Origin of the sequence: Pseudomonas sp. AN-1, from assembly GCF_034057115.1 — a bacterium.
GTDB lineage: Bacteria > Pseudomonadota > Gammaproteobacteria > Pseudomonadales > Pseudomonadaceae > Geopseudomonas.
Genome location: NZ_CP139195.1, coordinates 2665235 through 2689088, shown reverse-complemented (window position 1 = coordinate 2689088; position 23854 = coordinate 2665235). Strand labels below are relative to the sequence as shown.

Here is a 23854-nt window from a genome sequence, read left to right as displayed (position 1 = left end):
CATCCAGCTTATATACAGGGGGCGGCAACGGCGAAATCCGCGCGCAGGCGGATTTCGCACGATCGGCGGTTGCCGGTCAGCGGGCGACCACCAGCGGGTCGCTGACGCCGAGCACGTAGATCGCGAACAGGGCGATCAGGCCGGTGAACAGCACGTAGTAGAAGGTCGGCCACACGGTCTTGCGCAGGGTGGTGCCCTCGCGGCCGAGCAGGCCGACGGTGGCCGAGGCGGCCACCACGTTGTGGATCGCCACCATGTTGCCGGCGGCGGCGCCGATGGCTTGCACGGCGACGATCAGCGCGCCGGAGATGCCGAGGGTCTCGGCCACGCCGAACTGGAACTGGCTGAGCATCATGTTGCTCACCGTGTTGGAGCCGGCGATGAAGGCGCCCAGGGCGCCGACGCTCGGCGCCAGCAGCGGGTAGATGCCGCCGACGCTGTCGGCCACCCACTGCGCCATGGCGATCGGCATGCTCGGCAGGTCGGCGGCGTTGACCCCGGAGTTGATCAGGATGCGCACCATCGGCACGGTGAACAGCAGCACGAAGCCGGCGCCGAGCAGCACCTTGCTCGACTCGCCGACCGCGGCGGTCAGCTCGCGCAGCTTCATGCCGTGCAGGAAGAAGGTGGCGATGACCACGGCGACCAGGATGCCGCCCGGCAGGTACAGCGGCATGAAGTCGGCCTTGATGCCCTTCTCGCCGAGCAGGTCGGGGAACACCAGCACTACCGACTTGAGCGCGGCACCGACTTCCGGGAACACCCGGCTGATCACCAGCAGGGCGCCGACCAGCACGTAGGGCAGCCAGGCGCGCAGGGTGCTCATCGGGCGCTGGGTGAGGCTGTCGAGCTTCATCTCCACGCTGCCCAGCCACTCGCTCGGCCAGTCCTTGGCATCGGCGAAGTCCCAGGTCTTCTTCGGTACCAGGAAGCCGAAGTGGGCGGCGGTGGTGACAATGGCCAGACCAATCAGCCCGCCGGCCAGCGAGGGGAACTCCGGACCGAGGAGCACGCCGGTGGCGACGTAGGGCAGGGTGAAGGCCAGGCCGCCGAAGATGGCGAACGGCAGCACCTCGAAGCCGGCCTTCCAGCTCTTCTCCTTGCCGAAGAAGCGGGTCAGCATCAGCACCATGATCAGCGGCATCAGGGTGCCGACGGTGGCGTGGATGATCGCCACGTTGCTGGTGATGATCTGCAGGAACTGCTCCCAGCTGGAGCCCTGCTCGACCAGGCGCGCGCCGAGGCTGGCGGTGTCCAGGCCGCTGTTGACGCCGATGATGATCGGCGTGCCGACCGCGCCGAAGGACACCGGGGTGCTCTGCACCAGCATGCCGAGCAGCACCGCGGCCAGCGCCGGGAAGCCGATGGCCACCAGCAGCGGCGCGGCGATGGCCGCCGGGGTGCCGAAGCCGGAGGCGCCCTCGATGAAGCAGCCGAACAGCCAGGCGATGATGATGGCCTGGATGCGGCGGTCGGGGCTGATGGTGGCGAAGCCGGCGCGGATCGCGGTGATGCCGCCGGAGTGCTTGAGGGTGTTGAGCAGCAGGATGGCGCCGAAGATGATCCACAGCACGCCGATGGTGATGATCAGGCCCTGCACGGTGGAGGCGAGCACGCGGTTGAGGCTCATGTCCCACACGTACAGGCCGATGCCGGCGGTGAGCAGGTAGACCAGCGGCATGGCGCGCTTGGCCGGCCAGCGCAGGCCGACCAGCAGGATGGCGGCGAGCAGGATCGGGGAGAAGGCGAGCAGCGCAAGGATTCCGGGTTGCATGGCGATACCTCGGATCAGCGCGCGGTGCGCAGGCAGGTGGACAGGGTGTAACGGGCGAGCGGAGCAGACATGGCTGGACCTCGTTGGCCGGTTCTTGGACTTGTTGGCCTGAATTGGTAATACCAATTTACAGGCGGCGCCGGTCAGGTTAAAAAGTCAGCGGGGATGCTGTCAATTCACCCCGCTACGACTTTCGTCGGGCGGCGCCGCTCTGTAAGGTTGACGCCGACGGCGCTAGGCTTGCCGGCCGCCCCGATGGGGCGGGCGTTTGGTGGTCAAACCAGTGGAGAGGGGAGCAATGGGATTCGGTCCGGTTCGGCAGCGCCGTCTGTCGGATGACATCGTCGAGCGCCTCGAGGCGATGATCCTCGAGGGCTCGCTCAAGTCCGGCGAGCGCCTGCCGCCGGAGCGCGCGCTGGCCGAGCAGTTCGGCGTGTCGCGGCCCTCGCTGCGCGAGGCGATCCAGAAGCTGGCGGCACGTGGTCTGCTGGTCAGCCGCCAGGGTGGTGGCACCTTTGTTGCCGAGGCGCTCGGCGCGACCTTCAGCGATCCGCTGCTGCAGCTGCTGGAGACCAGCAGCGAGGCGCAGCGCGACCTGCTGGAGTTCCGCCACACCCTGGAGGGCGCCTGCGCCTACTACGCCGCGCAGCGCGCCACGCCGGTCGACCACGCGCGCCTGCGCGAGGCCTTCGAGCGCCTGCAGGCCTGCTATGCGGCGTCGCGGCCGGGCGGTGGGGCGGAGGAGGGGCTGGCCGATGCCAGCTTCCACCTGGCGATCGCCGAGGCCAGCCACAACGCGGTGCTGCTGCACACCATCAAGGGGCTGTTCGACCTGCTCAAGCGCAACGTGGTGACCAATATCGGCGGCATGTACGCGCAGCGCGGCGAGACCCGCGAGATGCTGATGCGTCAGCACCGCGAGCTGTACGAGGCGATCGTCGAGGGGCGCGCCGAGGACGCGCGGGCGATTTCCAGCCGGCACATCCACTACGTGCAGGAGGTGCTGGCCGAGGTGCAGCAGGAGGCACGGCGCGAGGCGCGGGCGCGGCGCCGGCAGGGCTTGCCGGAAGGCTAGGCAGGGGGCGCCGACCGCGGAGGACGGCGCCGGGCAGACTCAGTCGTCCTTGCCCTTGCTGCGGATAGCGCGCTGGATCTCGCGGTCGGAGTCGCGCTCCTTCGCCACGGCGCGCTTGTCGAACTCCTTCTTGCCCTTGGCCAGGGCGATCTCGCACTTGACCAGGTGCTTCTTCCAGTACAGGGCGAGGGCAACGCAGGCGTAGCCCTTCTGCTGCACGGCGCCGAACAGCTTGCCCAGTTCCTGCTTGTGCAGCAGCAGCTTGCGGGTGCGCGTCGGGTCGGCGATGACATGGGTGCTGGCGGCGTTCAGCGGAGTGATGTGGCTGCCGAACAGCCAGGCCTCGCCGTCCTTGAGCAGCACGTAGCTGTCGGTGAGCTGGCCCTTGCCGGCGCGCAGGCTCTTGATCTCCCAGCCCGCGAGGGCGATGCCCGCCTCGAAGCGCTGGTCGATGTGATAGTCGTGCAGCGCCTTCTTGTTGAGGGCGATGGTGCCGGCGGGGTGTTTTTTCTGTTTAGCCATAGGCCGCGCATTATAGGGACTTGCCGCGCGCAGCGCCATGCGTCTCGCGCGGTGTGGCGCTTGAGCCGTGCCGGCGAAATCCGGACAATGCGCGGATATTTTCCGGCGAGTCCTGCATGAGCACGCACATCCAACGTTCGGCCCTGCTGCCCTATCCGGCGCAGGCGCTGTATGACCTGGTCAACGACGTGGCCAGCTATCCGCAGTTCCTGCCCTGGTGCTCGGCGACCGAGGTGCTGGAGAGCGGCCCGACGCGCATGCGCGCCACCCTCAAGGTGGGGCGTGCCGGGATCAGCCAGCAGTTCACCACCTGCAATACCCTGGTGCCGGGCGAGTCGATCGAGATGAAGCTGGAGCAGGGGCCGTTCAGCGCCCTGTACGGCCTGTGGCAGTTCCAGGCGCTGAGCGACAGCGCCTGCAAGATCACCCTTGACCTGACCTTCGACTACTCCGGGGCGCTGGTCAAGGCCACCCTCGGGCCGTTGTTCAACCAGGCGGCGACCACCATGGTCGACGCCTTCTGCCAGAGAGCCAGGCAGCTGTATGGATAAGCCGGACAGCATCGCGGTGGAGGTGGTCTACGCCCTCGCCGACAGGCAGAAACTGCTGCGCCTCAGCGTGCCGCGTGGTACCAGCATGCGCGAGGCCGCCGAGCGCTCGGGGATCGCCGCGTTCTTTCCCGGCCTGGATGTGGCCAGCGCGCCCATGGGCATCTTCGGCAAGGCGGTGCCCAGGCCGGAGGAGCGGGTGCTGGAGGAAGGCGAGCGGGTGGAAATCTACCGGCCGCTGATCGCCGATCCCAAGGAGGCGCGCAAGCAGCGCGCGGCCAAGGTGGCCAGGGCCAAGGGCGGCGAGGACGCCTGACGCCCGTAAACGCAAACGCCCGAGACAGGTCTCGGGCGTTCTGCTATCTGCGCCGGGGGGTTCACTCGGCGTCGACATCCAGCGGCGCGGGCGTCGGCACCGGCACTGCCTTGGTCTCGTCGACTTCGCGCTGGATCTGCTCGAGCAGCGAGCCGGCTGCCGGGGCGGGTTCGACGACTTCGGGCGCTGCGGGGCGAGTGCCTTCGGCCGGAGCCTGCTCGACCACTTGGGTATCGCTGTCGCTGCCGAGAATGGCCTCGTCGCGGCTCTGGCCGGGCATGAAGTCGCCGGACAGGCCGACCAGCTGGTCGTTGCCGTCGAACATCAGGCTGATGCGCTCCTGCTGGCGCGCGCCGCCGCCGGGCTGGATGCTGTACAGGTAGTCCCAGCGGTTGGCGTGGAAGGTATCTGTGATCAGCGGGTTGCCCATGATAAACCGCACCTGGCGCCGGGTCATTCCGGGGCGCAACTGGTCTATCATGTCCTGAGTAACCACGTTGCCCTGCTGGATATCGATCTTGTACACCCCCGGAAACGAACAGCCGGCGAGTGCTGCAAGTCCCAGGAAGGTGAGGCCGGTCAGCATGAGCTTGGCTTTTTGCATCGGTGGGTCTCTTCCACTATCTTGGCGGGCAACAGAAACGGGATCATACCCGCATTGAGGGGGGCTGCGAAGCGCTCCCCCGCGAGAAAGCTGAACATGGTTGAAAACAACGAACTGCGCAAAGTCGGCCTCAAGGTCACCCTGCCCCGGATCAAGATCCTGCAGATGCTGGACTCTTCCGATAACCGTCACATGAGCGCCGAGGACGTGTACAAGGCGCTGATGGAGGCTGGCGAGGACGTCGGTCTGGCCACCGTCTACCGGGTGCTGACCCAGTTCGAGGCTGCCGGACTGGTGGAGCGCCACAACTTCGACGGTGGCCATGCGGTGTTCGAGCTGTCCGACGGTGCCCACCACGACCACATGATCAACGTCGACAGCGGTGAGGTGATCGAATTCATAGATCCGCAGATCGAGAAGCTGCAGCGCGAGATCGCCGCCCAGCACGGCTACGAGCTGGTCGACCACAATCTGGTGCTCTACGTGCGCAAGAAGGACTGAGGTCCGGGCCAGACAACAAGGGCGACCCCGCGGGGTCGCCCTTGTCGTTTGTGGGGACGCCGTTTCAGGTCCGGGCGCTGGCGATCATCTTGCGGGCGTGGGCCAGCGACTCGCGGGTCAGATCGAGGCCGCCGAGCATGCGCGCCACTTCCTCGATGCGCTGGTGCGGGCCGAGCACCGCCACTGCGGTGCGCGTCGCGTCGCTGCCGCGCTGCTTGTGCACGAACAGGTGCTGATGGCCCTGGGCGGCGACCTGCGGCAGGTGGGTGACGGTGATCACCTGGCCGCGCTCGCCCAGACGGCGCAGCAGCTGGCCGACCACTTCGGCGGTGGGGCCGCCGATGCCGACGTCGACTTCGTCGAACACCAGGGTCGGGGTGCGCGAGGTCTGCGCGGTGATCACCTGGATGGCCAGGCTGATGCGCGACAGCTCGCCGCCGGAGGCGACCCTGGCGATGTTCTTCAGCGGCTGGCCGGGGTTGGCGCTGACCTGGAACTCCACCTGCTCCTGGCCGTGCGGCTGCGGTTCCTCGCCGGCCTGCGGCTGCAGGGCGATGGCGAAGCGCCCGCCGGGCATGCCCAGGCGCTGCATTTCCGTTTCCACCGCAGCGGCCAGGCGGCCGGCGGCGTCGCGGCGCCGTGCGCTCAGTTCGCCGGCCCGTTCCTGGTAGTGGCGGGCGTACGCCGCCAGCTCCTCGCCGAGTCGCTCGATGGCTTCGTCGCCGGCATGCAGTCCGGCCAGCTCGTCGCGCAGGCGCTGCTGCAGTTCGGCCAGTTCGGCCGGCTGCACGCGGTGCTTGCGCGCCAGGCTGTAGATGCTGTCCAGGCGCTCCTCGACCTGCTGCAGGCGGCGCGGGTCGGCGTCGAAGTGGTCGATGAAGCGGTTGAGGCTGCTCACCGCCTCCTCGACCTGGATCTGCGCGCTGGCCAGCAGGGCGACCGCTTCCTCTAGTGCCGCCGGCTGACCCTGGCCGGCGGAGAGACGCTGCACGCTGCAGCGCAGGCTGCCCAGCACGCTGCCGCCGTCGTTCTCGCTGCAGATGTCGATGACCTGGCGGCAGGCGCCGAGCAGCATCTCGGCGTTGCCCAGGGTGCGCTGCTCCTGTTCCAGCGCTTCCAACTCGCCGGCGCCGAGGGCGAGGTTGTCCAGCTCCTCGAGCTGGTAGCTGAGCAACTGCTGGCGGGCGTGCTGCTCCTCGCTGCTCTGGCTCAGGCGCTGCAGTTCGCTGCGCGTCTGCCGCCAGCGCTGGGCGGCCAGCTGCACCTGGCGCGCCAGCTCGCCGGCGCCGGCGTAGGCGTCGAGCAGGCGGCGGTGGGTGTCGGGCTTGAGCAGCGACTGGTGCTCGTGCTGGCTGTGGATGTCGATCAGCAGTTCGCCGAGGCTCTTCAGGTCGCCGAGCGGGCAGGGCGTGCCGTTGATGTAGGCGCGCGAGCGGCCTTCGGGGGTGATCACCCGGCGCAGGATGCACGGGCCGTCGTTGTCCAGGTCGCGTTCGGCCAGCCACTGGCGGGCCTCGGCGATCTCGCCGAGCTCGAAGCTGGCGAGGATGTCGGCCTTGTCGGCGCCGGGGCGCACCACGCCGCTGTCGGCGCGATCGCCCAGCGCCAGGCCGAGGGCGTCGAGCATGATCGACTTGCCGGCGCCGGTCTCGCCGGTGATGACGCTCATGCCGGGGCGCAGCTCGAGATCGAGCTGCTCGACGATGGCGTAGTTGCGGATCGACAGGTGCGCGAGCATGGCGCGGGACCTCGCGGATGGTTGTCTGTGTATTTGTACAGTATGTGTTGATTTATACAGTAGTCCACTTTGCGACGGCAATCCCCCTTGAAGCCGGCGCGGGCGCCCCCATATAGCGGGCTGAATCGCGGGCAGCGCCCGACCGTTGTTTTCAAGGAGACATCCATGGCTGACGAACAGAAGCTTGATCCGCAGGGCCCCGAGGCCGAGGCCGAGGTGCAGGGCGAGGCAACCGCCGCCGGCGAAGACCTGGCGCAGCGCGTGCAGGCGCTCGAGGAGCAGCTGGCCGAGGCCCGTGACCAGGCCCTGCGCGCCGTTGCCGAACTGCAGAACGTGCGCCGCCGCGCCGAGCAGGACGTCGAGAAGGCGCACAAGTTCGCCCTGGAGAAGTTCGCCGGCGACCTGCTGCTGGTGGTCGACAGCCTGGAGCGCGGTCTCGAGCTGTCCGATCCGGCCGACGAGGCCATCCGTCCGATGCGCGAGGGCATGGAACTGACCCTCAAGGCCTTCCACGACACCCTCAAGCGCTACCAGGTCGAGGCGCTCGACCCGCACGGCGAGCCGTTCAACCCCGAGCACCACCAGGCGATGGCCATGCAGCCGAGCGACAGCGTCGAGCCGGGCAGCGTGCTCAAGGTGTTCCAGAAGGGCTACCTGCTCAACGGTCGCCTGCTGCGCCCGGCCATGGTGGTGGTCAGCAAGGCCGAGTGAACCAATCGCCGGGAATGCCCTTGAAAGCCGTCAGGGCATCCCCATCTGTAGTGCCAAGCATCTGAGTCATCCGGGCAGCCGCCGTGCGGCTGCCGGAATCCAAGTTTCGGGAGAGTGAATATGGGCAAAATCATCGGTATCGACCTGGGCACCACCAACTCCTGCGTGTCCGTTCTGGAGAACGGCGTCGCCAAGGTGATCGAGAACGCCGAAGGTGCGCGCACCACCCCGTCGATCATCGCCTACACCAACGACGGCGAGATCCTGGTCGGTCAGAGCGCCAAGCGCCAGGCCGTCACCAACCCGCACAACACCCTGTTCGCGGTGAAGCGCCTGATCGGCCGTCGCTTCGAAGAGGACGTGGTGCAGAAGGACATCAAGCTGGTGCCCTACAAGATCGCCAAGGCCGACAACGGCGACGCCTGGGTGGAAGTGAAGGGCCAGAAGATGGCGCCGCCGCAGATCAGCGCCGAAGTGCTGAAGAAGATGAAGAAGACCGCCGAGGACTACCTCGGCGAGGCGGTCACCGAAGCGGTGATCACCGTGCCGGCCTACTTCAACGACAGCCAGCGCCAGGCCACCAAGGATGCCGGCCGCATCGCCGGCCTCGACGTCAAGCGCATCATCAACGAACCGACCGCCGCGGCGCTGGCCTACGGCATGGACAAGGCCAAGGGCGACCACACCATCATCGTCTACGACCTGGGCGGCGGCACCTTCGACGTGTCGGTGATCGAGATCGCCGAGGTCGACGGCGAGCACCAGTTCGAGGTGCTGGCCACCAACGGCGACACCTTCCTCGGTGGCGAAGACTTCGACATGCGCCTGATCGACTACCTCGTCGACGAGTTCAGGAAGGAAAGCGGCATCGACCTCAAGGGCGACCCGCTGGCCATGCAGCGCCTGAAGGAAGCCGCCGAGAAGGCCAAGATCGAGCTGTCCTCCAGCCAGCAGACCGACGTCAACCTGCCGTACATCACCGCCGACGCCACCGGTCCCAAGCACCTCAACGTGAAGATCTCCCGCGCCAAGCTGGAAGCGCTGGTCGAGGACCTGGTTGCGCGCACCATCGAGCCGTGCCGCATAGCGCTGAAGGACGCCGGCATCGACGCCGGCAAGATCGACGAGGTGATCCTGGTCGGCGGCCAGACCCGCATGCCGATGGTGCAGCAGAAGGTCGCCGAGTTCTTCGGCAAGGAGCCGCGCAAGGACGTCAACCCGGACGAGGCCGTGGCCATGGGCGCCGCCATCCAGGGCGCCGTGCTGGCCGGCGACGTCAAGGACGTGCTGCTGCTCGACGTCTCCCCGCTGACCCTGGGCATCGAGACCCTGGGCGGGGTGATGACCGCGCTGATCGAGAAGAACACCACTATCCCGACCAAGAAGTCGCAGGTGTTCTCCACCGCCGACGACAACCAGAGCGCGGTGACCATCCACGTGCTGCAGGGCGAGCGCAAGCAGGCCGGGCAGAACAAGTCGCTGGGCCGCTTCGACCTCGCCGACATCCCGCCGGCGCCGCGCGGCGTGCCGCAGATCGAGGTCACCTTCGACATCGACGCCAACGGCATCCTGCACGTGTCCGCCAAGGACAAGGCCACCGGCAAGCAGCAGTCCATCGTGATCAAGGCCAACTCCGGCCTGTCCGAGGAAGAGATCCAGCAGATGGTCCGCGACGCCGAGGCCAACGCCGAGGAGGACCGCAAGTTCGAGGAGCTGGTCGCCGCGCGCAACCAGGGTGACCAGTTGGTGCACGCCACCCGCAAGATGGTCACCGAGGCCGGCGACAAGGCGACCGCCGAGGAGAAGGCGGCCATCGAGACCGCGCTGGGCGAGCTGGAAGCGGCCGTGAAGGGCGACGACAAGGCGACCATCGAGGCCAAGATCAATGCCCTGTCCGCCGCGTCCGCGCCGCTGGCGCAGAAGCTGTACGCCGAGCAGGCCCAGGACGCCACCCAGCAGGGCGGCGGCGCCAAGCAGGACAAGGCGCCCGGCGACGACGTGGTCGACGCCGAGTTCGAAGAGGTCAAGGACAACAAGTAAGCGTCACGCTTGCTTCCGCCCCGGCCTGCCGCCCCTGCGGCGGGCCTGAACCGCCGCGCGGGAGCTTGCTCCCGCGTCGGCGTGTCTGGGGAAGATGAAACCGGAGTGCACGAGATCCATGGCAAAACGTGACTATTACGAGGTGCTCGGCGTCGAGCGCGGCGCCAGCGAGGCAGAGCTGAAGAAGGCCTACCGTCGCCTGGCGATGAAGTATCACCCCGACCGCAATCCCGACGACAAGGCGGCCGAGGAGAAATTCAAGGAGGCCAACGAGGCCTACGAGGTGCTCTCCGACGCCAGCAAGCGTGCGGCCTACGACCAGTACGGCCATGCCGGGGTTGATCCGAGCATGGGTGGCGGTGCCGGCTTCGGCGCCGGTGGCGCCAACTTCTCCGACATCTTCGGCGACGTGTTCAGCGACTTCTTCGGTGGTGGCCGCGGCGGTGCGCGCGGTGGCCCGCAGCGCGGCAGCGACCTGCGCTACACCCTCGAGCTGGACCTCGAGGAGGCGGTGCGCGGCACCACGGTGACCATCCGCGTGCCGACCCTGGTGGCGTGCAAGACCTGCGACGGCAGCGGCGCCAAGAAGGGCAGCTCGCCGGTGACCTGCACCACCTGTGGTGGCGTCGGCCAGGTGCGCATGCAGCAGGGCTTCTTCTCGGTGCAGCAGGCCTGCCCGCGCTGCCACGGCAGCGGCAAGATGATTTCCGATCCCTGCGGCAGCTGCCACGGTCAGGGTCGCGTCGAGGAGCACAAGACCCTGTCGGTCAAGGTGCCGGCCGGCGTCGACAGTGGCGACCGCATCCGTCTGTCCGGCGAGGGCGAGGCCGGAACCCTGGGCGGCCCGTCCGGCGACCTGTACGTCGTGGTCAATGTGCGCGAACATGCGATCTTCCAGCGCGACGGCAAGCACCTGTACTGCGAAGTGCCGATCAGCTTCGCCGATGCGGCGCTGGGCGGCGAGCTCGAGGTGCCGACCCTCGACGGCCGGGTCAAGCTGAAGATCCCCGAGGCGACCCAGACCGGCAAGCTGTTCCGCCTGCGCGGCAAGGGGGTGACCCCGGTGCGTGGCGGCGGGGCCGGCGACCTGATGTGCCGGGTGGTGGTGGAGACCCCGGTCAACCTGGACAAGCGCCAGCGCGAACTGCTCGAGGAGTTCCGCAGTACCCTGCAGGGCGACAGCTCGCACTCGCCCAAGGCCAGTGGCTGGTTCGAGGGTGTGAAGCGCTTCTTCGACGATCTTTAACCGAACAGGACGGCGGCGCGGGCCGCCCTCCGGAGCAGATTTATGCGACGTATTGCAGTGATGGGCGCCGCCGGGCGCATGGGCAAGACGCTGGTCGAGGCGGTGCAGCAGGCGCCCGGCGCGGTGCTGAGCGCGGCGGTGGATCGTCCGGACAGCAGCCTGATCGGCGCCGATGCCGGCGAGCTGGCTGGTGTCGGCCGCCTTGGCGTGGCCCTGGCCGGCGATCTCGCCCAGGTGCTGGATGACTTCGACGTGCTGATCGACTTCACCCATCCGAGCGTCACCCTGAAGAATCTCGAAGTCTGCCGCGCGGCCAGCAAGGCCATGGTCATCGGCACCACCGGCTTCACGCCGGAGGAAAAGCAGCAGCTGGCCGAGGCGGCGCGCGAGATTCCCATCGTGTTCGCCGCCAACTTCAGCGTCGGCGTCAACCTGTGCCTGAAGCTGCTGGATACCGCGGCGCGCGTGCTGGGCGACGAGGTGGACATCGAGATCATCGAGGCCCATCACCGTCACAAGGTCGACGCGCCGTCCGGCACCGCCCTGCGCATGGGCGAGGTGGTGGCCAGCGCCCTGGGGCGTGACCTGCGCAAGGTCGCGGTCTATGGCCGCGAGGGTCAGACCGGTGCGCGCGAGCGCGAGACCATCGGCTTCGCCACTGTGCGTGCCGGCGACGTGGTCGGCGACCACACCGTGCTGTTCGCCGCCGACGGCGAGCGGGTCGAGATCACCCACAAGGCCTCCAGCCGGATGACCTTCGCCAAGGGCGCGGTGCGCTCGGCGCTGTGGCTGGAAGGGCGTGCGCCGGCGCTGTACGACATGCAGGATGTGCTCGATCTGCGCTGAACGGCCCGCGGCGGCCGGCGGTCGTCTGCACTGCAAGGGTGCATGGGCTGCGGTCGCCCGGCCGACCGGCCCTTTCCGTTGGCTGATTTTTGCTCTAAAATGCCGCTTTAGTGTGTCCACTACGAGCATGCAAGCAATATGACAAAGAAGCGGGGTGATGTGGTTCTCACGTCATTCCGCTTTTTTGCAACCTGAATTTGCATGAACCGCTTCAATCTACGGGAGGTCTTCTTGACTAAGCCAGCCATACTCGCGCTTGCCGACGGCAGCATTTTCCGCGGTGAAGCCATCGGCGCTGACGGCCAGACCGTCGGCGAGGTGGTCTTCAACACCGCCATGACCGGCTATCAGGAAATTCTCACCGATCCTTCCTACTGCCAGCAGATCGTCACTCTGACCTACCCGCACATCGGCAACACCGGCACCACGCCGGAGGACGCCGAGTCGAACAAGGTGTGGGCCGCCGGCCTGATCATCCGCGACCTGCCGCTGCTGGCCAGCAGCTGGCGCAACCGGCAGTCGCTGCCGGACTACCTGAAGGAGCACGGTACCGTCGCCATCGCCGGCATCGACACCCGCCGCCTGACCCGCATCCTGCGCGAGAAGGGCTCGCAGAACGGCTGCATCCTCGCCGGCGACGACGCCACCGAGGAGAAGGCGCTGGAACTGGCGCGCAGCTTCCCCGGCCTCAAGGGCATGGACCTGGCCAAGGTGGTCAGCTGCAGCGAGACCTACGAGTGGCGCTCCAGCGTGTGGAGCCTGGAAAGCGACAGCCACCCGGAAATCCCCGCCAGCGAGCTGCCCTACCACGTGGTGGCCTACGACTTCGGCGTCAAGCTGAACATCCTGCGCATGCTGGTGGCGCGCGGCTGCCGCGTGACCGTGGTGCCGGCGCAGACCCCGGCCAGCACCGTGCTGGCGATGAATCCGGACGGCGTGTTCCTGTCCAACGGCCCGGGCGACCCCGAGCCGTGCGACTACGCCATCCAGGCGATCAAGGACGTGCTGGAGACCGAGATCCCGGTGTTCGGCATCTGCCTCGGCCACCAGCTGCTGGCCCTGGCCTCCGGCGCCAGGACCATGAAGATGGGCCACGGCCACCACGGCGCCAACCACCCGGTGCAGGATCTGGACAGCGGCGTGGTGATGATCACCAGCCAGAACCACGGCTTCTGCGCCGACGAGACCAGCCTGCCGGGCAACCTGCGCGCCACCCACAAATCGCTGTTCGACGGCACTCTGCAAGGCATCGAGCGTACCGACAAGGTCGCCTTCAGCTTCCAGGGCCACCCGGAAGCCAGCCCGGGCCCGCACGACGTGGCCCCGCTGTTCGACCGCTTCATCGCCGAAATGGCCAAGCGTCGCTGAGTTTGCCGACAGATCAACGGATTCGTGTGAGAGACCATGCCAAAACGTACAGACATTAAAAGTATCCTGATCCTCGGCGCCGGCCCCATCGTCATCGGCCAGGCCTGTGAGTTCGACTATTCCGGCGCCCAGGCCTGCAAGGCCCTGCGCGAGGAAGGCTTCCGCGTCATCCTGGTGAACTCCAACCCGGCCACCATCATGACCGACCCGGCCATGGCCGACGCCACCTACATCGAGCCGATCAAGTGGCAGACCGTGGCCAAGATCATCGAGAAGGAGCGTCCCGACGCCCTGTTGCCGACCATGGGCGGCCAGACCGCGCTGAACTGCGCGCTGGACCTCGAGAAGCACGGCGTGCTGGCCAAGTTCGGCGTCGAGATGATCGGCGCCAACGCCGACACCATCGACAAGGCCGAGGACCGCTCGCGCTTCGACAAGGCCATGCGCGACATCGGCCTGGCCTGCCCGCGCTCCGGCATCGCCCACAACATGGACGAAGCCTACGGTGTGCTCGACAAGGTCGGCTTCCCCTGCATCATCCGTCCGTCGTTCACCATGGGCGGCACCGGTGGCGGCATCGCCTACAACCGTGAAGAGTTCGAGGAAATCTGCACCCGCGGTCTCGACCTGTCGCCGACCAGCGAGCTGCTGATCGACGAGTCGCTGATCGGCTGGAAGGAATACGAGATGGAGGTGGTCCGCGACAAGAAGGACAACTGCATCATCGTCTGTGCCATCGAGAACTTCGATCCGATGGGCGTGCACACCGGCGACTCGATCACCGTCGCGCCGGCGCAGACCCTGACCGACAAGGAATACCAGATCATGCGCAACGCCTCCCTGGCGGTGCTGCGCGAGATCGGCGTGGAAACCGGCGGCTCCAACGTCCAGTTCGGCATCAACCCGAAGGACGGCCGCATGGTGGTGATCGAGATGAATCCGCGCGTGTCGCGGTCCTCGGCACTGGCCTCCAAGGCCACCGGCTTCCCGATCGCCAAGATCGCCGCCAAGCTGGCGGTCGGCTACACCCTCGACGAGCTGTCCAACGACATCACCGGCGGCCGCACCCCGGCTTCCTTCGAGCCGTCGATCGACTACGTGGTCACCAAGATCCCGCGCTTCGCCTTCGAGAAGTTCCCCAAGGCCGATGCCCGCCTGACCACCCAGATGAAGTCGGTCGGTGAAGTGATGGCCATCGGCCGCACCTTCCAGGAGTCGGTGCAGAAGGCCCTGCGCGGCCTGGAAGTCGGCGCCACCGGCTTCGATCCGAAGCTGGAACTGACCGATCCGGATGCCCAGAGCATCCTCAGGCGCGAGCTGACCGTGCCGGGCGCCGAGCGCATCTGGTACGTCGCCGACGCCTTCCGCGCCGGCCTGAGCATCGACGACGTCTATGCGCTGACCAAGATCGACCACTGGTTCCTGGTGCAGATCGAGGACCTGGTCAAGGACGAGGAACAGGTCAAGACCCTCGGCCTGTCCAGTCTCGACCGCGACCTGATGTGGAAGCTCAAGCGCAAGGGCTTCTCCGACGCCCGTCTGGCCAAGCTGCTCGGCGTCACCGAGAAGAACCTGCGCAGCCACCGCCAGAAGCTCAAGGTCGTGCCGGTGTACAAGCGCGTCGATACCTGCGCCGCCGAGTTCGCCACCGACACCGCCTACATGTACTCGACCTACGAGGAAGAGTGCGAGGCCAACCCGTCGTCGCGCGACAAGATCATGATCCTCGGCGGTGGTCCGAACCGCATCGGCCAGGGCATCGAGTTCGACTACTGCTGCGTCCATGCCGCCCTCGCCATGCGCGAAGACGGCTACGAGACCATCATGGTCAACTGCAACCCGGAAACCGTCTCCACCGACTACGACACCTCCGACCGCCTGTACTTCGAGCCGGTGACCCTGGAGGACGTGCTGGAGATCGTCCGCGTCGAGCAGCCCAAGGGCGTCATCGTGCAGTTCGGCGGCCAGACCCCGCTGAAGATCTGCCGTGCCCTGGAAGAGGCCGGCGTGCCGATCATCGGCACCACCCCGGACGCCATCGACCGCGCCGAGGACCGCGAGCGCTTCCAGCAGATGGTCCAGCGCCTCGGCCTGCGCCAGCCGGCCAACGCCACCGCGCGCAGCGAGGACGAGGCCCTGGCCCACTCCAAGGTCATCGGCTATCCGCTGGTGGTGCGTCCGTCCTACGTGCTGGGCGGCCGGGCGATGGAGATCGTCTACCAGGAAGAAGAACTCAAGCGCTACATGCGCGAAGCGGTGAAGGTGTCCAACGACAGCCCGGTGCTGCTCGACCACTTCCTCAACTGCGCCATCGAGGTCGACATCGACGCGGTGTGCGACGGCCAGACCGTGGTGATCGGCGCGATCATGCAGCACATCGAGCAGGCCGGCGTGCACTCCGGCGACTCCGCCTGCTCGCTGCCGCCGTACTCGCTGCCCAAGCACATCCAGGACGAGATCCGCAGCCAGGTCAAGAAGATGGCCCTGGAACTCGGCGTGGTCGGCCTGATGAACGTGCAGATGGCCGTGCAGGGCGAGGACATCTACGTCATCGAGGTCAACCCGCGCGCCTCGCGTACCGTGCCGTTCGTCTCCAAGTGCGTCGGCGAGTCGCTGGCCAAGGTCGCCGCCCGCGTGATGGCCGGCAAGAGCCTCGAGGAAGTCGGCTTCACCGCCGAGGTGATCCCGCCGTACTACAGCGTCAAGGAAGCGGTGTTCCCGTTCGCCAAGTTCCCCGGCGTCGACCCGATCCTCGGCCCGGAGATGAAGTCCACCGGCGAGGTGATGGGCGTGGGCGACAGCTTCGCCGAGGCCTTCGCCAAGGCCCAGCTCGGCGCCAGCGAGATCCTGCCGACCGGCGGCACTGCGTTCATCAGCGTGCGCGAGGACGACAAGCGCTTCGTCGCCCAGGTCGCCCGCGACCTGATCGACCTCGGCTTCGAAGTGGTGGCCACCGCCGGTACCGCCAAGGTGATCGAGGCCGAAGGCCTGCCGGTGCGCCGCGTCAACAAGGTGACCGAGGGCCGTCCGCACGTGGTCGACATGATCAAGAACGACGAGGTCAATCTGATCATCAACACCACCGAAGGCCGTCAGTCGATCGCCGACTCCTTCTCCATCCGTCGCAACGCCCTGCAGCACAAGATCTGCATCACCACCACCATCGCCGGTGGCCAGGCGATCTGTGAAGCGCTCAAGTTCGGTCCCGAGAAGACCGTGCGCCGTCTGCAGGATCTCCATGCAGGAATCAAGGCATGAGCAAGTTCCCGATGACCGTCCAGGGCGCGCGCGCCCTGGAGGACGAGCTGAAGCATCTGAAGACCGTGCTGCGCCCGCAGATCACCCAGGCCATCGCCGAAGCGCGCGAACTGGGTGACCTGAAGGAAAACGCCGAATACCATGCCGCCCGCGAACAGCAGGGCATGGTCGAGGCGCGCATCCGCGACATCGAAGGTCGCCTGCAGAACGCCCAGATCATCGACGTGACGGCCATCCCCCACACCGGCAAGGTGATCTTCGGCACCACCGTGGAGATCGCCAACTGCGACACCGACGAGAGCGTGACCTACCAGATCGTCGGCGACGACGAGGCTGACATCAAGGCCGGCAAGCTCTCGGTCAGCTCGCCCATCGCCCGCGCCCTGGTGGGCAAGGAGGAGGGTGACGTGGTGGTGGTGCAGACCCCGAGCGGCAAGGTCGAGTACGAGATTGTCGAGGTGCGCCATCTCTGACGCGCTCCGCTCCCGCATGCCGCCGCGCGCCGGCGCCATCAGCTGGCGTCTGGCGCAGACCTTCTGGGTCGGCGGCCTGTGGCTGCTGTATTTCGTGCTGCTGCCGGCGCTGGAGCATTACGGTCTGGCGCCGCTGCTGCTGGAGGATATCGCCGCCAGCCTGATTCCGCTGCTGCTGGCCTTCGCCGGTTTCTGCGCGCTGCTGCAGAAGCTGGTGCTGGCCCAGGTACAGGGGATGCGCGGGTTGTGGGCGGATTTTCGCGGCCAGCTGCTGCTGGCGGTGCTGCTGCTGGTGGGTGGCTACTTCGTCGGGCCCTGGCTGGGCCTGGCGGGAGGCAGCTGGCAGTCGTTCTGCTACATGGCGGTGGCGGCCTGCGGCCTGGTGCTGGTATTGCAGCCGGTGCCCGGCGAGCAGTGAAGGGACGGGCCTGCCGGTGGCAGCGCCCGTTTGCGTCTTACAGCGCGTGGCGCACGATGTTGGACAGCTGGCGGTTCTGCTTGGCCGCCTTGCGGTAGACCAGCGCCATCTTGCCGATGACCTGTACCAGTTCGCAGCGTGCCTGCTGGCACAGCTCGTCGATCAGGGCGCGGCGATCATCGCGCTCGGTGAGGGCGAACTTGATCTTGATCAGCTCGTGATCGTTGAGCGCGCGCTCCAGTTCGGCCAGCACGCCTTCGGTCAGCCCGTTTTCCGCCACGATCAATACCGGATTCAGGTGGTGGCCGATAGATTTGTACTGTTTCTTCTGCTCGTTGGTGAGCGGCATAATCTGACCCTTGCGTCTGATCCAGTTGAAAGCGGCGGCTAGTGTACCCGAGTGTCCCCTGAGCCGCACAGATGAGGTACCCCGTGGCCCGTTCCAAGACCAGCCCGCGTTGGCTGAAAGAGCATTTCGACGATCCCTGCGTGAAGATGGCGCAGAAGGACGGCTACCGTTCGCGCGATCAGTATCTGCTCGCACGCGGGTTCTGCGGCGCCTAGACTGCAGGCAATGGCCCGGTGCCGGGTCAAACGACGTTACAACCCGCTCTGCCAGCAATCGGGCGGCTGTAGTAAGTTAGGTCGGTAGAGAACCGGCCGTCATGTGAAGCGGTTTCCAGGCGGGGCCGGTCAGCGAGGGTAGTCAATTGAACGACATGGCAAAGAACCTGATCCTGTGGCTGATCATCGCAGCCGTGCTGGTGACGGTGATGAACAACTTCTCCACTCCGAACGAGCCGCAGTCGCTCAACTATTCGGAGTTCATCCAGGAGGTCAAGGACGGCAAGGTCGAGCGTGTGACCGTCGACGGTTACATCATCACCGGCCGCCGTGTCGACGGCGAACCCTTCCGCACCGTGCGCCCGGCGATCCAGGACAACGGCCTGATCGGCGACCTGATCGACAGCAAGGTGGTGATCGAGGGCAAGCAGCCCGAGCAGCAGAGCATCTGGAGCCAGCTGCTGGTGGCCAGCTTCCCGATCCTGGTGATCATCGCCGTGTTCATGTTCTTCATGCGCCAGATGCAGGGCGGCGGCGGCGGTCGCGGCGGCCCGATGAGCTTCGGCAAGAGCAAGGCGCGCCTGCTCTCCGAGGACCAGGTGAAGACCACCCTGGCCGACGTCGCCGGCTGCGACGAGGCCAAGGAGGAGGTCGGCGAGCTGGTCGAGTTCCTTCGTGATCCGGGCAAGTTCCAGCGCCTTGGCGGGCGTATCCCGCGCGGCGTGCTGATGGTCGGTCCGCCCGGTACCGGCAAGACCCTGCTGGCCAAGGCCATCGCCGGCGAGGCCAAGGTGCCGTTCTTCACCATCTCCGGTTCCGACTTCGTCGAAATGTTCGTCGGCGTCGGTGCCTCGCGCGTGCGCGACATGTTCGAGCAGGCCAAGAAGCATGCGCCCTGCATCATCTTCATCGACGAGATCGACGCGGTCGGCCGCCATCGCGGCGCCGGTCTCGGCGGCGGGCACGACGAGCGCGAGCAGACCCTCAACCAGCTGCTGGTGGAGATGGACGGCTTCGAGATGAACGACGGCATCATCGTCATCGCCGCCACCAACCGCCCGGACGTGCTCGACCCGGCGCTGCTGCGCCCGGGCCGCTTCGACCGCCAGGTGGTGGTCGGCCTGCCGGACGTGCGCGGTCGCGAGCAGATCCTCAAGGTGCACATGCGCAAGGTGCCGCTGGGCGACGACGTCGAGCCTTCGGTGATCGCCCGCGGCACCCCCGGCTTCTCCGGCGCCGACCTGGCCAACCTGGTCAACGAGGCCTCGCTGTTCGCCGCGCGCAACGGCAAGCGCCTGGTCGAGATGAAGGAGTTCGAGCTGGCCAAGGACAAGATCATGATGGGCGCCGAGCGCCGCTCCATGGTCATGACCGAGGACGAGAAGCTGATGACCGCCTACCACGAGTCCGGCCACGCCATCCTCGGCTGCCTGTTCCCCTCCGACCCGGTGCACAAGGTCACCATCATCCCGCGCGGCCGCGCCCTGGGTGTGACCATTTCCCTGCCCGAGCGCGACCACCACGGCTACAGCCGCATCTGGCTGCACAACAAGCTGAAGATGATCTTCGGTGGGCGCATCGCCGAGGAGATCATCTTCGGTCACGACAAGGTCACCAACGGCGCTACCGGCGATATCGGCCAGGCCACCCGCATCGCGCGGACCATGGTCACCCAGTGGGGCATGTCCGACAAGCTGGGCTTCCTGTCCTACGCCGACGAGGAGGAAGAGGTGTTCCTCGGCCGCTCGGCCGGACGCGGCAGCAACGTTTCCGCGGAAACTGCGCGGCTGATCGACGAGGAGGTGCGTGCGGTGATCGACGGCAACTACACCCAGGCCGAGCAGGCCCTGCGCGACAACCTCGACAAGCTGCACGCCATGGCCGATGCGCTGATGAAGTACGAGACCATCGATGCCGAGCAGGTCGCCGACATCATGGACGGCCGCGAGCCGCGCGAACCCAAGGGCTGGGGCGACTCCGGCAGCGGCTCCGCGGGAGGCAGCCGGCCGCAGGCCGAGGCCGGTCCGCGGGCCGACAAGCCGATCGGCGGCCCGGCCGGAGAACACTGATCCTTCGATGAGCAAGCATCCCCACCTCGACCGGCTGCCCTGTGGCAGCCGGTTTCTCGATCTGTCCCGTCCGCAGGTGATGGGCATCCTCAACGTCACCCCCGACTCCTTCTCCGACGGTGGCCGCTTCAGCCGCCTGGATGCCGCGTTGCGGCACGCCGAGGCGATGGTGCGCGCCGGCGCCACGCTGATCGATATCGGCGGCGAGTCGACACGTCCGGGAGCACCACCGGTTTCCGAGCAGGAAGAGCTGGAGCGGGTCTGTCCGGCGGTCGAGGCCATCGCCCGCGAGCTGGACGTGATCATTTCCGTCGACACCTCCACCGCCGCGGTGATGCGCGATTCGGCGCGCCTCGGCGCCGGCCTGCTCAACGACGTGCGCTCGCTGCAGCGCCCCGGTGCCCTCGCCGCGGCGGCCGAAAGCGGCCTGCCGGTGTGCCTGATGCACATGCGCGGCGAGCCGGGCAACATGCAGGACGATCCGCAGTACCCGGACATTCATGCCGAGGTGCGCGACTTCCTCGCCGAGCGCATCGCCGCCTGCGAGGGCGCCGGCATCGCTCGCGAGCGCGTCGTGCTGGATCCCGGGTTTGGCTTCGCCAAGACCCTGGAGCACAATCTGCGCCTGTTCCAGCATCTGGAGCGGCTGCATGCCTTCGGCCTGCCGCTGCTGGTCGGCGTGTCGCGCAAGAGCATGATCGGCAAGGTGCTGGACAGGCCGGTGGGCGAGCGCCTGTACGGCAGTCTGGCTCTGGCCGCCCTGGCGGTGGCCAAGGGAGCGCAGATCATCCGCGTGCACGATGTCGCCGAGACCGTGGACGTGGTCCGCATGATTGCCGCCGTGGAATGGGCGGAGTGACGAGAACAGAAGCAGGAAGACAGGATGGCTAGAAAATATTTCGGTACCGACGGTATCCGCGGTCGCGTGGGCGAGTTTCCCATCACCCCCGAGTTCATGCTCAAGCTGGGCTGGGCCGCCGGCATGGCGTTTCGTCGCCAGGGCCACTGCAAGGTGCTGATCGGCAAGGACACGCGCATCTCCGGCTACATGTTCGAGTCCGCCCTGCAGGCCGGTCTGATCGCCGCCGGGGCCGACGTTATGCTGCTCGGGCCGATGCCCACTCCCGCGGTGGCCTACCTGACCCGCACCTTCCATGCCGACGCCGGCATCGTCATCAGCGCTTCGCACAATCCCCACGACGACAACGGCATCAAGTTCTTTTCCGGCAAGGGCACCAAGCTGCCGGACGAAGTGGAGCTGATGATCGAGGAACTGCTCGATGCGCCGATGCACGTGGTCGAGTCGGCGCAGCTGGGTAAGGCCTCGCGGATCAACGACGCCGCCGGCCGCTACATCGAGTTCTGCAAGAGCAGCGTGCCGACCAGCACCGATTTCTCCGGCCTCAAGCTGGTGCTCGACTGCGCCCACGGCGCCACCTACAAGGTCGCGCCCAGCGTGTTCCGCGAGCTGGGCGCCGAGGTGGCGGTGATCGCCGCGCAGCCGGACGGCGTCAACATCAACGCGGGAGTCGGCTCCACGCACATGGGGGCGCTGCAGCAGGCGGTACTCGAGCAGGGGGCCGACATGGGCATCGCCTTCGACGGCGACGGCGACCGTGTGCTGATGGTCGACCATACCGGTGCCGTGGTCGATGGCGACGAGCTGCTGTACATCGTCGCCAGCGACCTCCAGGAGCGCGACCGCCTGCCGGAAGGCACCGGCGTCGTCGGCACCCTGATGAGCAACCTGGGGCTCGAACTGGCCCTTGCGGCGCGCAACATCCCGTTCGTGCGCGCCAAGGTCGGCGACCGCTACGTGATGGCCGAGATGCTCGAGCGCGGCTGGGTGCTGGGCGGCGAGAACTCCGGACACATCGTCTGCAAGCAGCACGTCACCACCGGCGACGCGATTGTTGCCGCGTTGCAGGTCCTGCTGGCCCTGCGTCGACGCGAGCAGAGCCTGGCCGAGGCGCGCCACGGCCTGCACAAGTGCCCGCAGGTACTCATCAACGTGCGCTTCGGCGGTGGTCAGGACCCGGTGGCGCACCCGCAGGTGCAGGAAGCCTGTGCGCGGGTGACCGAGGCCATGGCCGGTCGCGGCCGCGTGCTGTTGCGCAAGTCGGGTACCGAGCCGCTGGTGCGGGTGATGGTCGAGGGCGACGACGAGGCAATGGTGCGTGCCCATGCGGAAACCCTCGCTGCCCTCGTGAAAGAGGTATGTGCTTGATTTCGCTTGCCAGTTTGCCTGCGCTTGAGTAACATCTGCGCCCACTTTGGACGACGAGGTTTAGCATGCGCCGCCCCCTGGTCGCTGGTAACTGGAAGATGCATGGCACACAGGCCAGCGTTTCCGAGCTGATCAAAGGTTTGCGCATGCTGGCCCTGCCGGCGGGTGTCGATGTGGCGGTGATGCCGCCCTGTCTGTACGTGACCCAGGCAATTGCCGGGCTGTCGGGCAAGCAGATCGCCGTCGGTGCGCAGAATTGCGCGGTCGAGCCGATGCAGGGTGCGCTGACTGGCGAAATTTCCGCCAGTCAGTTGGCCGATGCGGGTTGCAGCTATGTGCTGGTGGGGCATTCCGAGCGCCGCCAGTTGCTGGGCGAGGGCGATGCGATTGTCTGTCGCAAGTTCTCCGCGGCGCAGATGCATGGGCTGGTCCCGGTGCTGTGCGTCGGCGAGACGCGCGAGCAGCGCGAGGCCGGCCAGACTCTGGCGGTGGTGATGCAGCAGCTCGGCGCGGTGATCGATGAGCTCGGAGTCGGAGCCTTCGCCAGGGCGGTGGTCGCCTACGAGCCGGTCTGGGCCATTGGCACCGGGCTGACGGCGACTCCGCAGCAGGCCCAGGAGGTGCACGCTGCGATTCGTGCCCACTTGGCGGCGGAGAATGCCAGCGTGGCGGCAGGTGTCAGGATTGTTTATGGCGGCAGCGTGAAGGCCGCCAGCGCGGCCGAGTTGTTCGGCATGCCGGATATCGATGGGGGGCTGATCGGTGGGGCCTCCCTCAATGCGGACGAGTTCGGCGCGATCTGTCGTGCCGCGGGAAGCTGAAGATGCTTGAGACTGTGGTGATCGTTGTGCATTTGCTGGTGGCGCTGGGGCTGGTTGGCCTGGTGCTGGTGCAGCAGGGCAAGGGTGCCGATGCCGGCGCTTCGTTCGGTGCGGGGGCTTCGGCAACCGTGTTCGGTAGTCAGGGTTCGGCTACCTTCCTGAGTCGTTTTACTGCTATACTTGCTGCTGTTTTTTTTGCTACCAGCCTCGGTTTGGCCTTTTTTGCCAAAGACAAAGCTGATATGCTTAATCAAAGCGGTCTGCCGGATCCGGCAGTGCTAGAAGTTCCAAGCAAGCCTGCTGCAGATGATGTGCCAGTGCTTGAAGCGCAAAAGCCCCAGTCCTCGGATGTTCCGGCAACTGAAGGACAGAAGCAGTAACGGGTAGTTTGCGACAAAAGAGTTTGCCGAGGTGGTGGAATTGGTAGACACGCTACCTTGAGGTGGTAGTGGCCATAGGCTGTAGGGGTTCGAGTCCCCTCCTCGGTACCAAACACGACGAAGCCCGCTGATGCGGGCTTCGTCGTTACCGGAACTTCAGTTGACCGCCAGGGGCGGGCGCTGTATAGTTCATCATCTTTGGCGCGGGGTGGAGCAGTCTGGTAGCTCGTCGGGCTCATAACCCGAAGGTCGTAGGTTCAAATCCTGCCCCCGCAACCAGTTTTTCAAAAGGCCCCTTTTAAGGGGCCTTTTGCTAGTTGGACAGTCTGTACCACTCTCCATTCTGGCGAGTGGT

22 protein-coding genes, 2 tRNA genes and 1 pseudogene are annotated in these 23854 nt (G+C 66.8%); 20 read left to right on the top strand and 5 right to left on the bottom strand.

What is annotated here, in order from left to right; all coding sequences use genetic code 11:
• Positions 1-76 precede the first annotated feature (76 nt).
• The gene (locus SK095_RS12645) at positions 77-1774 is read right to left on the bottom strand and encodes an L-lactate permease (protein ID WP_136490493.1); all 1698 of its coding nucleotides are present in this window, start codon (positions 1772-1774) and stop codon (positions 77-79) included.
• A 298-nt stretch (positions 1775-2072) separates the two neighbouring features.
• On the opposite strand from SK095_RS12645, the gene SK095_RS12640 reads away from it, so the two are divergent.
• Positions 2073-2849, top strand: a complete 777-nt coding sequence (locus tag SK095_RS12640) for a GntR family transcriptional regulator (RefSeq protein ID WP_136490492.1) — start codon at positions 2073-2075, stop codon at positions 2847-2849.
• A 39-nt stretch (positions 2850-2888) separates the two neighbouring features.
• Here the strand turns inward: SK095_RS12640 and smpB are convergent, their stop codons facing one another.
• Positions 2889-3371: an SsrA-binding protein SmpB gene (gene smpB / locus SK095_RS12635; RefSeq protein WP_136490491.1), complete on the bottom strand. Its 483-nt coding sequence runs from the start codon at positions 3369-3371 to the stop codon at positions 2889-2891.
• A 116-nt stretch (positions 3372-3487) separates the two neighbouring features.
• On the opposite strand from smpB, the gene SK095_RS12630 reads away from it, so the two are divergent.
• Together SK095_RS12630 and SK095_RS12625 are read left to right on the top strand one after the other, a co-directional pair.
• Positions 3488-3922 carry a type II toxin-antitoxin system RatA family toxin gene (locus tag SK095_RS12630; RefSeq protein WP_136490490.1) on the top strand — a complete coding sequence of 145 codons (435 nt, stop codon included), beginning with the start codon at positions 3488-3490 and terminating at the stop codon, positions 3920-3922.
• Positions 3915-4235: an RnfH family protein gene (locus SK095_RS12625; RefSeq protein WP_136490489.1), complete on the top strand. Its 321-nt coding sequence runs from the start codon at positions 3915-3917 to the stop codon at positions 4233-4235. Before SK095_RS12630 ends, SK095_RS12625 begins: the two co-directional genes overlap by 8 nt.
• Positions 4236-4296: 61 nt before the next feature.
• Here SK095_RS12625 and SK095_RS12620 read toward each other — a convergent pair whose 3' ends face one another.
• On the bottom strand, positions 4297-4839 hold the full coding sequence (locus SK095_RS12620) for an outer membrane protein assembly factor BamE (protein WP_320546489.1): 543 nt from the start codon (positions 4837-4839) through the stop codon (positions 4297-4299).
• Between the two features lie 96 nt (positions 4840-4935).
• On the opposite strand from SK095_RS12620, the gene fur reads away from it, so the two are divergent.
• Positions 4936-5340 (top strand): ferric iron uptake transcriptional regulator, encoded by a 405-nt coding sequence (gene fur / locus SK095_RS12615; protein ID WP_136490487.1) that lies wholly within the window; start codon positions 4936-4938, stop codon positions 5338-5340.
• Between the two features lie 64 nt (positions 5341-5404).
• Here fur and recN read toward each other — a convergent pair whose 3' ends face one another.
• Positions 5405-7078 (bottom strand): DNA repair protein RecN, encoded by a 1674-nt coding sequence (recN, locus tag SK095_RS12610; RefSeq protein ID WP_320546488.1) that lies wholly within the window; start codon positions 7076-7078, stop codon positions 5405-5407.
• A 165-nt stretch (positions 7079-7243) separates the two neighbouring features.
• Between recN and grpE the strand changes: the two genes are divergently transcribed.
• The 8 genes from grpE to SK095_RS12570 all read left to right on the top strand — a co-directional run bounded on the left by grpE (position 7244) and on the right by SK095_RS12570 (position 17438).
• A complete protein-coding gene (gene grpE, locus SK095_RS12605; protein WP_320546487.1) occupies positions 7244-7789 on the top strand; it encodes a nucleotide exchange factor GrpE in 546 nt (181 codons plus the stop codon).
• Between the two features lie 120 nt (positions 7790-7909).
• The gene (gene dnaK / locus SK095_RS12600; RefSeq protein ID WP_136490484.1) at positions 7910-9829 is read left to right on the top strand and encodes a molecular chaperone DnaK; all 1920 of its coding nucleotides are present in this window, start codon (positions 7910-7912) and stop codon (positions 9827-9829) included.
• A gap of 118 nt (positions 9830-9947) precedes the next feature.
• Positions 9948-11075, top strand: coding sequence for a molecular chaperone DnaJ (dnaJ, locus tag SK095_RS12595; RefSeq protein WP_320546486.1), 1128 nt, complete (start codon positions 9948-9950; stop codon positions 11073-11075).
• 42 nt (positions 11076-11117) lie between these two features.
• Positions 11118-11921 (top strand): 4-hydroxy-tetrahydrodipicolinate reductase, encoded by an 804-nt coding sequence (gene dapB / locus SK095_RS12590; protein ID WP_320546485.1) that lies wholly within the window; start codon positions 11118-11120, stop codon positions 11919-11921.
• Between the two features lie 231 nt (positions 11922-12152).
• Positions 12153-13289 carry a glutamine-hydrolyzing carbamoyl-phosphate synthase small subunit gene (gene carA, locus SK095_RS12585; RefSeq protein ID WP_320546484.1) on the top strand — a complete coding sequence of 379 codons (1137 nt, stop codon included), beginning with the start codon at positions 12153-12155 and terminating at the stop codon, positions 13287-13289.
• 36 nt (positions 13290-13325) lie between these two features.
• Positions 13326-16547, top strand: coding sequence for a carbamoyl-phosphate synthase large subunit (gene carB, locus SK095_RS12580; RefSeq protein ID WP_136490480.1), 3222 nt, complete (start codon positions 13326-13328; stop codon positions 16545-16547).
• Positions 16544-17020, top strand: a complete 477-nt coding sequence (gene greA / locus SK095_RS12575) for a transcription elongation factor GreA (RefSeq protein ID WP_136490479.1) — start codon at positions 16544-16546, stop codon at positions 17018-17020. The genes carB and greA overlap by 4 nt, the downstream gene beginning before the upstream one ends.
• 16 nt (positions 17021-17036) lie before the next feature.
• Positions 17037-17438, top strand: coding sequence for a DUF4149 domain-containing protein (locus SK095_RS12570; protein ID WP_136490478.1), 402 nt, complete (start codon positions 17037-17039; stop codon positions 17436-17438).
• 37 nt (positions 17439-17475) lie between these two features.
• On the opposite strand, the gene yhbY is transcribed toward SK095_RS12570, so the two are convergent.
• Entirely contained in the window at positions 17476-17787 is a 312-nt protein-coding gene (gene yhbY, locus SK095_RS12565) for a ribosome assembly RNA-binding protein YhbY (protein ID WP_136490477.1), read from the bottom strand.
• 83 nt (positions 17788-17870) lie between these two features.
• Between yhbY and SK095_RS12560 the strand changes: the two are divergent.
• The 8 genes and pseudogenes from SK095_RS12560 to SK095_RS12525 all read left to right on the top strand — a co-directional run.
• Positions 17871-17978, top strand: a pseudogene (locus tag SK095_RS12560) (23S rRNA methyltransferase); the annotation flags it as partial.
• 179 nt (positions 17979-18157) lie between these two features.
• Entirely contained in the window at positions 18158-20071 is a 1914-nt protein-coding gene (ftsH, locus tag SK095_RS12555) for an ATP-dependent zinc metalloprotease FtsH (RefSeq protein ID WP_168772529.1), read from the top strand.
• Positions 20072-20078: 7 nt separating this feature from the next.
• Positions 20079-20930: a dihydropteroate synthase gene (gene folP, locus SK095_RS12550; RefSeq protein ID WP_136490475.1), complete on the top strand. Its 852-nt coding sequence runs from the start codon at positions 20079-20081 to the stop codon at positions 20928-20930.
• Between the two features lie 24 nt (positions 20931-20954).
• Positions 20955-22298 (top strand): phosphoglucosamine mutase, encoded by a 1344-nt coding sequence (gene glmM / locus SK095_RS12545; protein WP_136490474.1) that lies wholly within the window; start codon positions 20955-20957, stop codon positions 22296-22298.
• Positions 22299-22363: 65 nt separating this feature from the next.
• Entirely contained in the window at positions 22364-23119 is a 756-nt protein-coding gene (gene tpiA, locus SK095_RS12540; protein ID WP_201487289.1) for a triose-phosphate isomerase, read from the top strand.
• A gap of 2 nt (positions 23120-23121) precedes the next feature.
• On the top strand, positions 23122-23499 hold the full coding sequence (secG, locus tag SK095_RS12535; protein ID WP_136490472.1) for a preprotein translocase subunit SecG: 378 nt from the start codon (positions 23122-23124) through the stop codon (positions 23497-23499).
• A gap of 25 nt (positions 23500-23524) precedes the next feature.
• Positions 23525-23610, top strand: a tRNA-Leu gene (locus SK095_RS12530).
• A gap of 91 nt (positions 23611-23701) precedes the next feature.
• A tRNA-Met gene (locus tag SK095_RS12525) sits at positions 23702-23778 on the top strand.
• Positions 23779-23854: the final 76 nt, after the last annotated feature.

Excerpts from the sequence above, each read along its gene's own strand:
- SK095_RS12645 (WP_136490493.1), bottom strand. The coding sequence starts at position 1,774 with ATGCAACCCGGAATCCTTGCGCTGCTCGCCTTCTCCCCGATCCTGCTC.
- SK095_RS12640 (WP_136490492.1), top strand. The coding sequence starts at position 2,073 with ATGGGATTCGGTCCGGTTCGGCAGCGCCGTCTGTCGGATGACATCGTC.
- smpB (WP_136490491.1), bottom strand. The coding sequence starts at position 3,371 with ATGGCTAAACAGAAAAAACACCCCGCCGGCACCATCGCCCTCAACAAG.
- SK095_RS12630 (WP_136490490.1), top strand. The coding sequence starts at position 3,488 with ATGAGCACGCACATCCAACGTTCGGCCCTGCTGCCCTATCCGGCGCAG.
- SK095_RS12625 (WP_136490489.1), top strand. The coding sequence starts at position 3,915 with ATGGATAAGCCGGACAGCATCGCGGTGGAGGTGGTCTACGCCCTCGCC.
- SK095_RS12620 (WP_320546489.1), bottom strand. The coding sequence starts at position 4,839 with ATGCAAAAAGCCAAGCTCATGCTGACCGGCCTCACCTTCCTGGGACTT.
- fur (WP_136490487.1), top strand. The coding sequence starts at position 4,936 with ATGGTTGAAAACAACGAACTGCGCAAAGTCGGCCTCAAGGTCACCCTG.
- recN (WP_320546488.1), bottom strand. The coding sequence starts at position 7,078 with ATGCTCGCGCACCTGTCGATCCGCAACTACGCCATCGTCGAGCAGCTC.
- grpE (WP_320546487.1), top strand. The coding sequence starts at position 7,244 with ATGGCTGACGAACAGAAGCTTGATCCGCAGGGCCCCGAGGCCGAGGCC.
- dnaK (WP_136490484.1), top strand. The coding sequence starts at position 7,910 with ATGGGCAAAATCATCGGTATCGACCTGGGCACCACCAACTCCTGCGTG.
- dnaJ (WP_320546486.1), top strand. The coding sequence starts at position 9,948 with ATGGCAAAACGTGACTATTACGAGGTGCTCGGCGTCGAGCGCGGCGCC.
- dapB (WP_320546485.1), top strand. The coding sequence starts at position 11,118 with ATGCGACGTATTGCAGTGATGGGCGCCGCCGGGCGCATGGGCAAGACG.
- carB (WP_136490480.1), top strand. The coding sequence starts at position 13,326 with ATGCCAAAACGTACAGACATTAAAAGTATCCTGATCCTCGGCGCCGGC.
- greA (WP_136490479.1), top strand. The coding sequence starts at position 16,544 with ATGAGCAAGTTCCCGATGACCGTCCAGGGCGCGCGCGCCCTGGAGGAC.
- SK095_RS12570 (WP_136490478.1), top strand. The coding sequence starts at position 17,037 with ATGCCGCCGCGCGCCGGCGCCATCAGCTGGCGTCTGGCGCAGACCTTC.
- yhbY (WP_136490477.1), bottom strand. The coding sequence starts at position 17,787 with ATGCCGCTCACCAACGAGCAGAAGAAACAGTACAAATCTATCGGCCAC.
- ftsH (WP_168772529.1), top strand. The coding sequence starts at position 18,158 with ATGGCAAAGAACCTGATCCTGTGGCTGATCATCGCAGCCGTGCTGGTG.
- folP (WP_136490475.1), top strand. The coding sequence starts at position 20,079 with ATGAGCAAGCATCCCCACCTCGACCGGCTGCCCTGTGGCAGCCGGTTT.
- glmM (WP_136490474.1), top strand. The coding sequence starts at position 20,955 with ATGGCTAGAAAATATTTCGGTACCGACGGTATCCGCGGTCGCGTGGGC.
- tpiA (WP_201487289.1), top strand. The coding sequence starts at position 22,364 with ATGCGCCGCCCCCTGGTCGCTGGTAACTGGAAGATGCATGGCACACAG.
- secG (WP_136490472.1), top strand. The coding sequence starts at position 23,122 with ATGCTTGAGACTGTGGTGATCGTTGTGCATTTGCTGGTGGCGCTGGGG.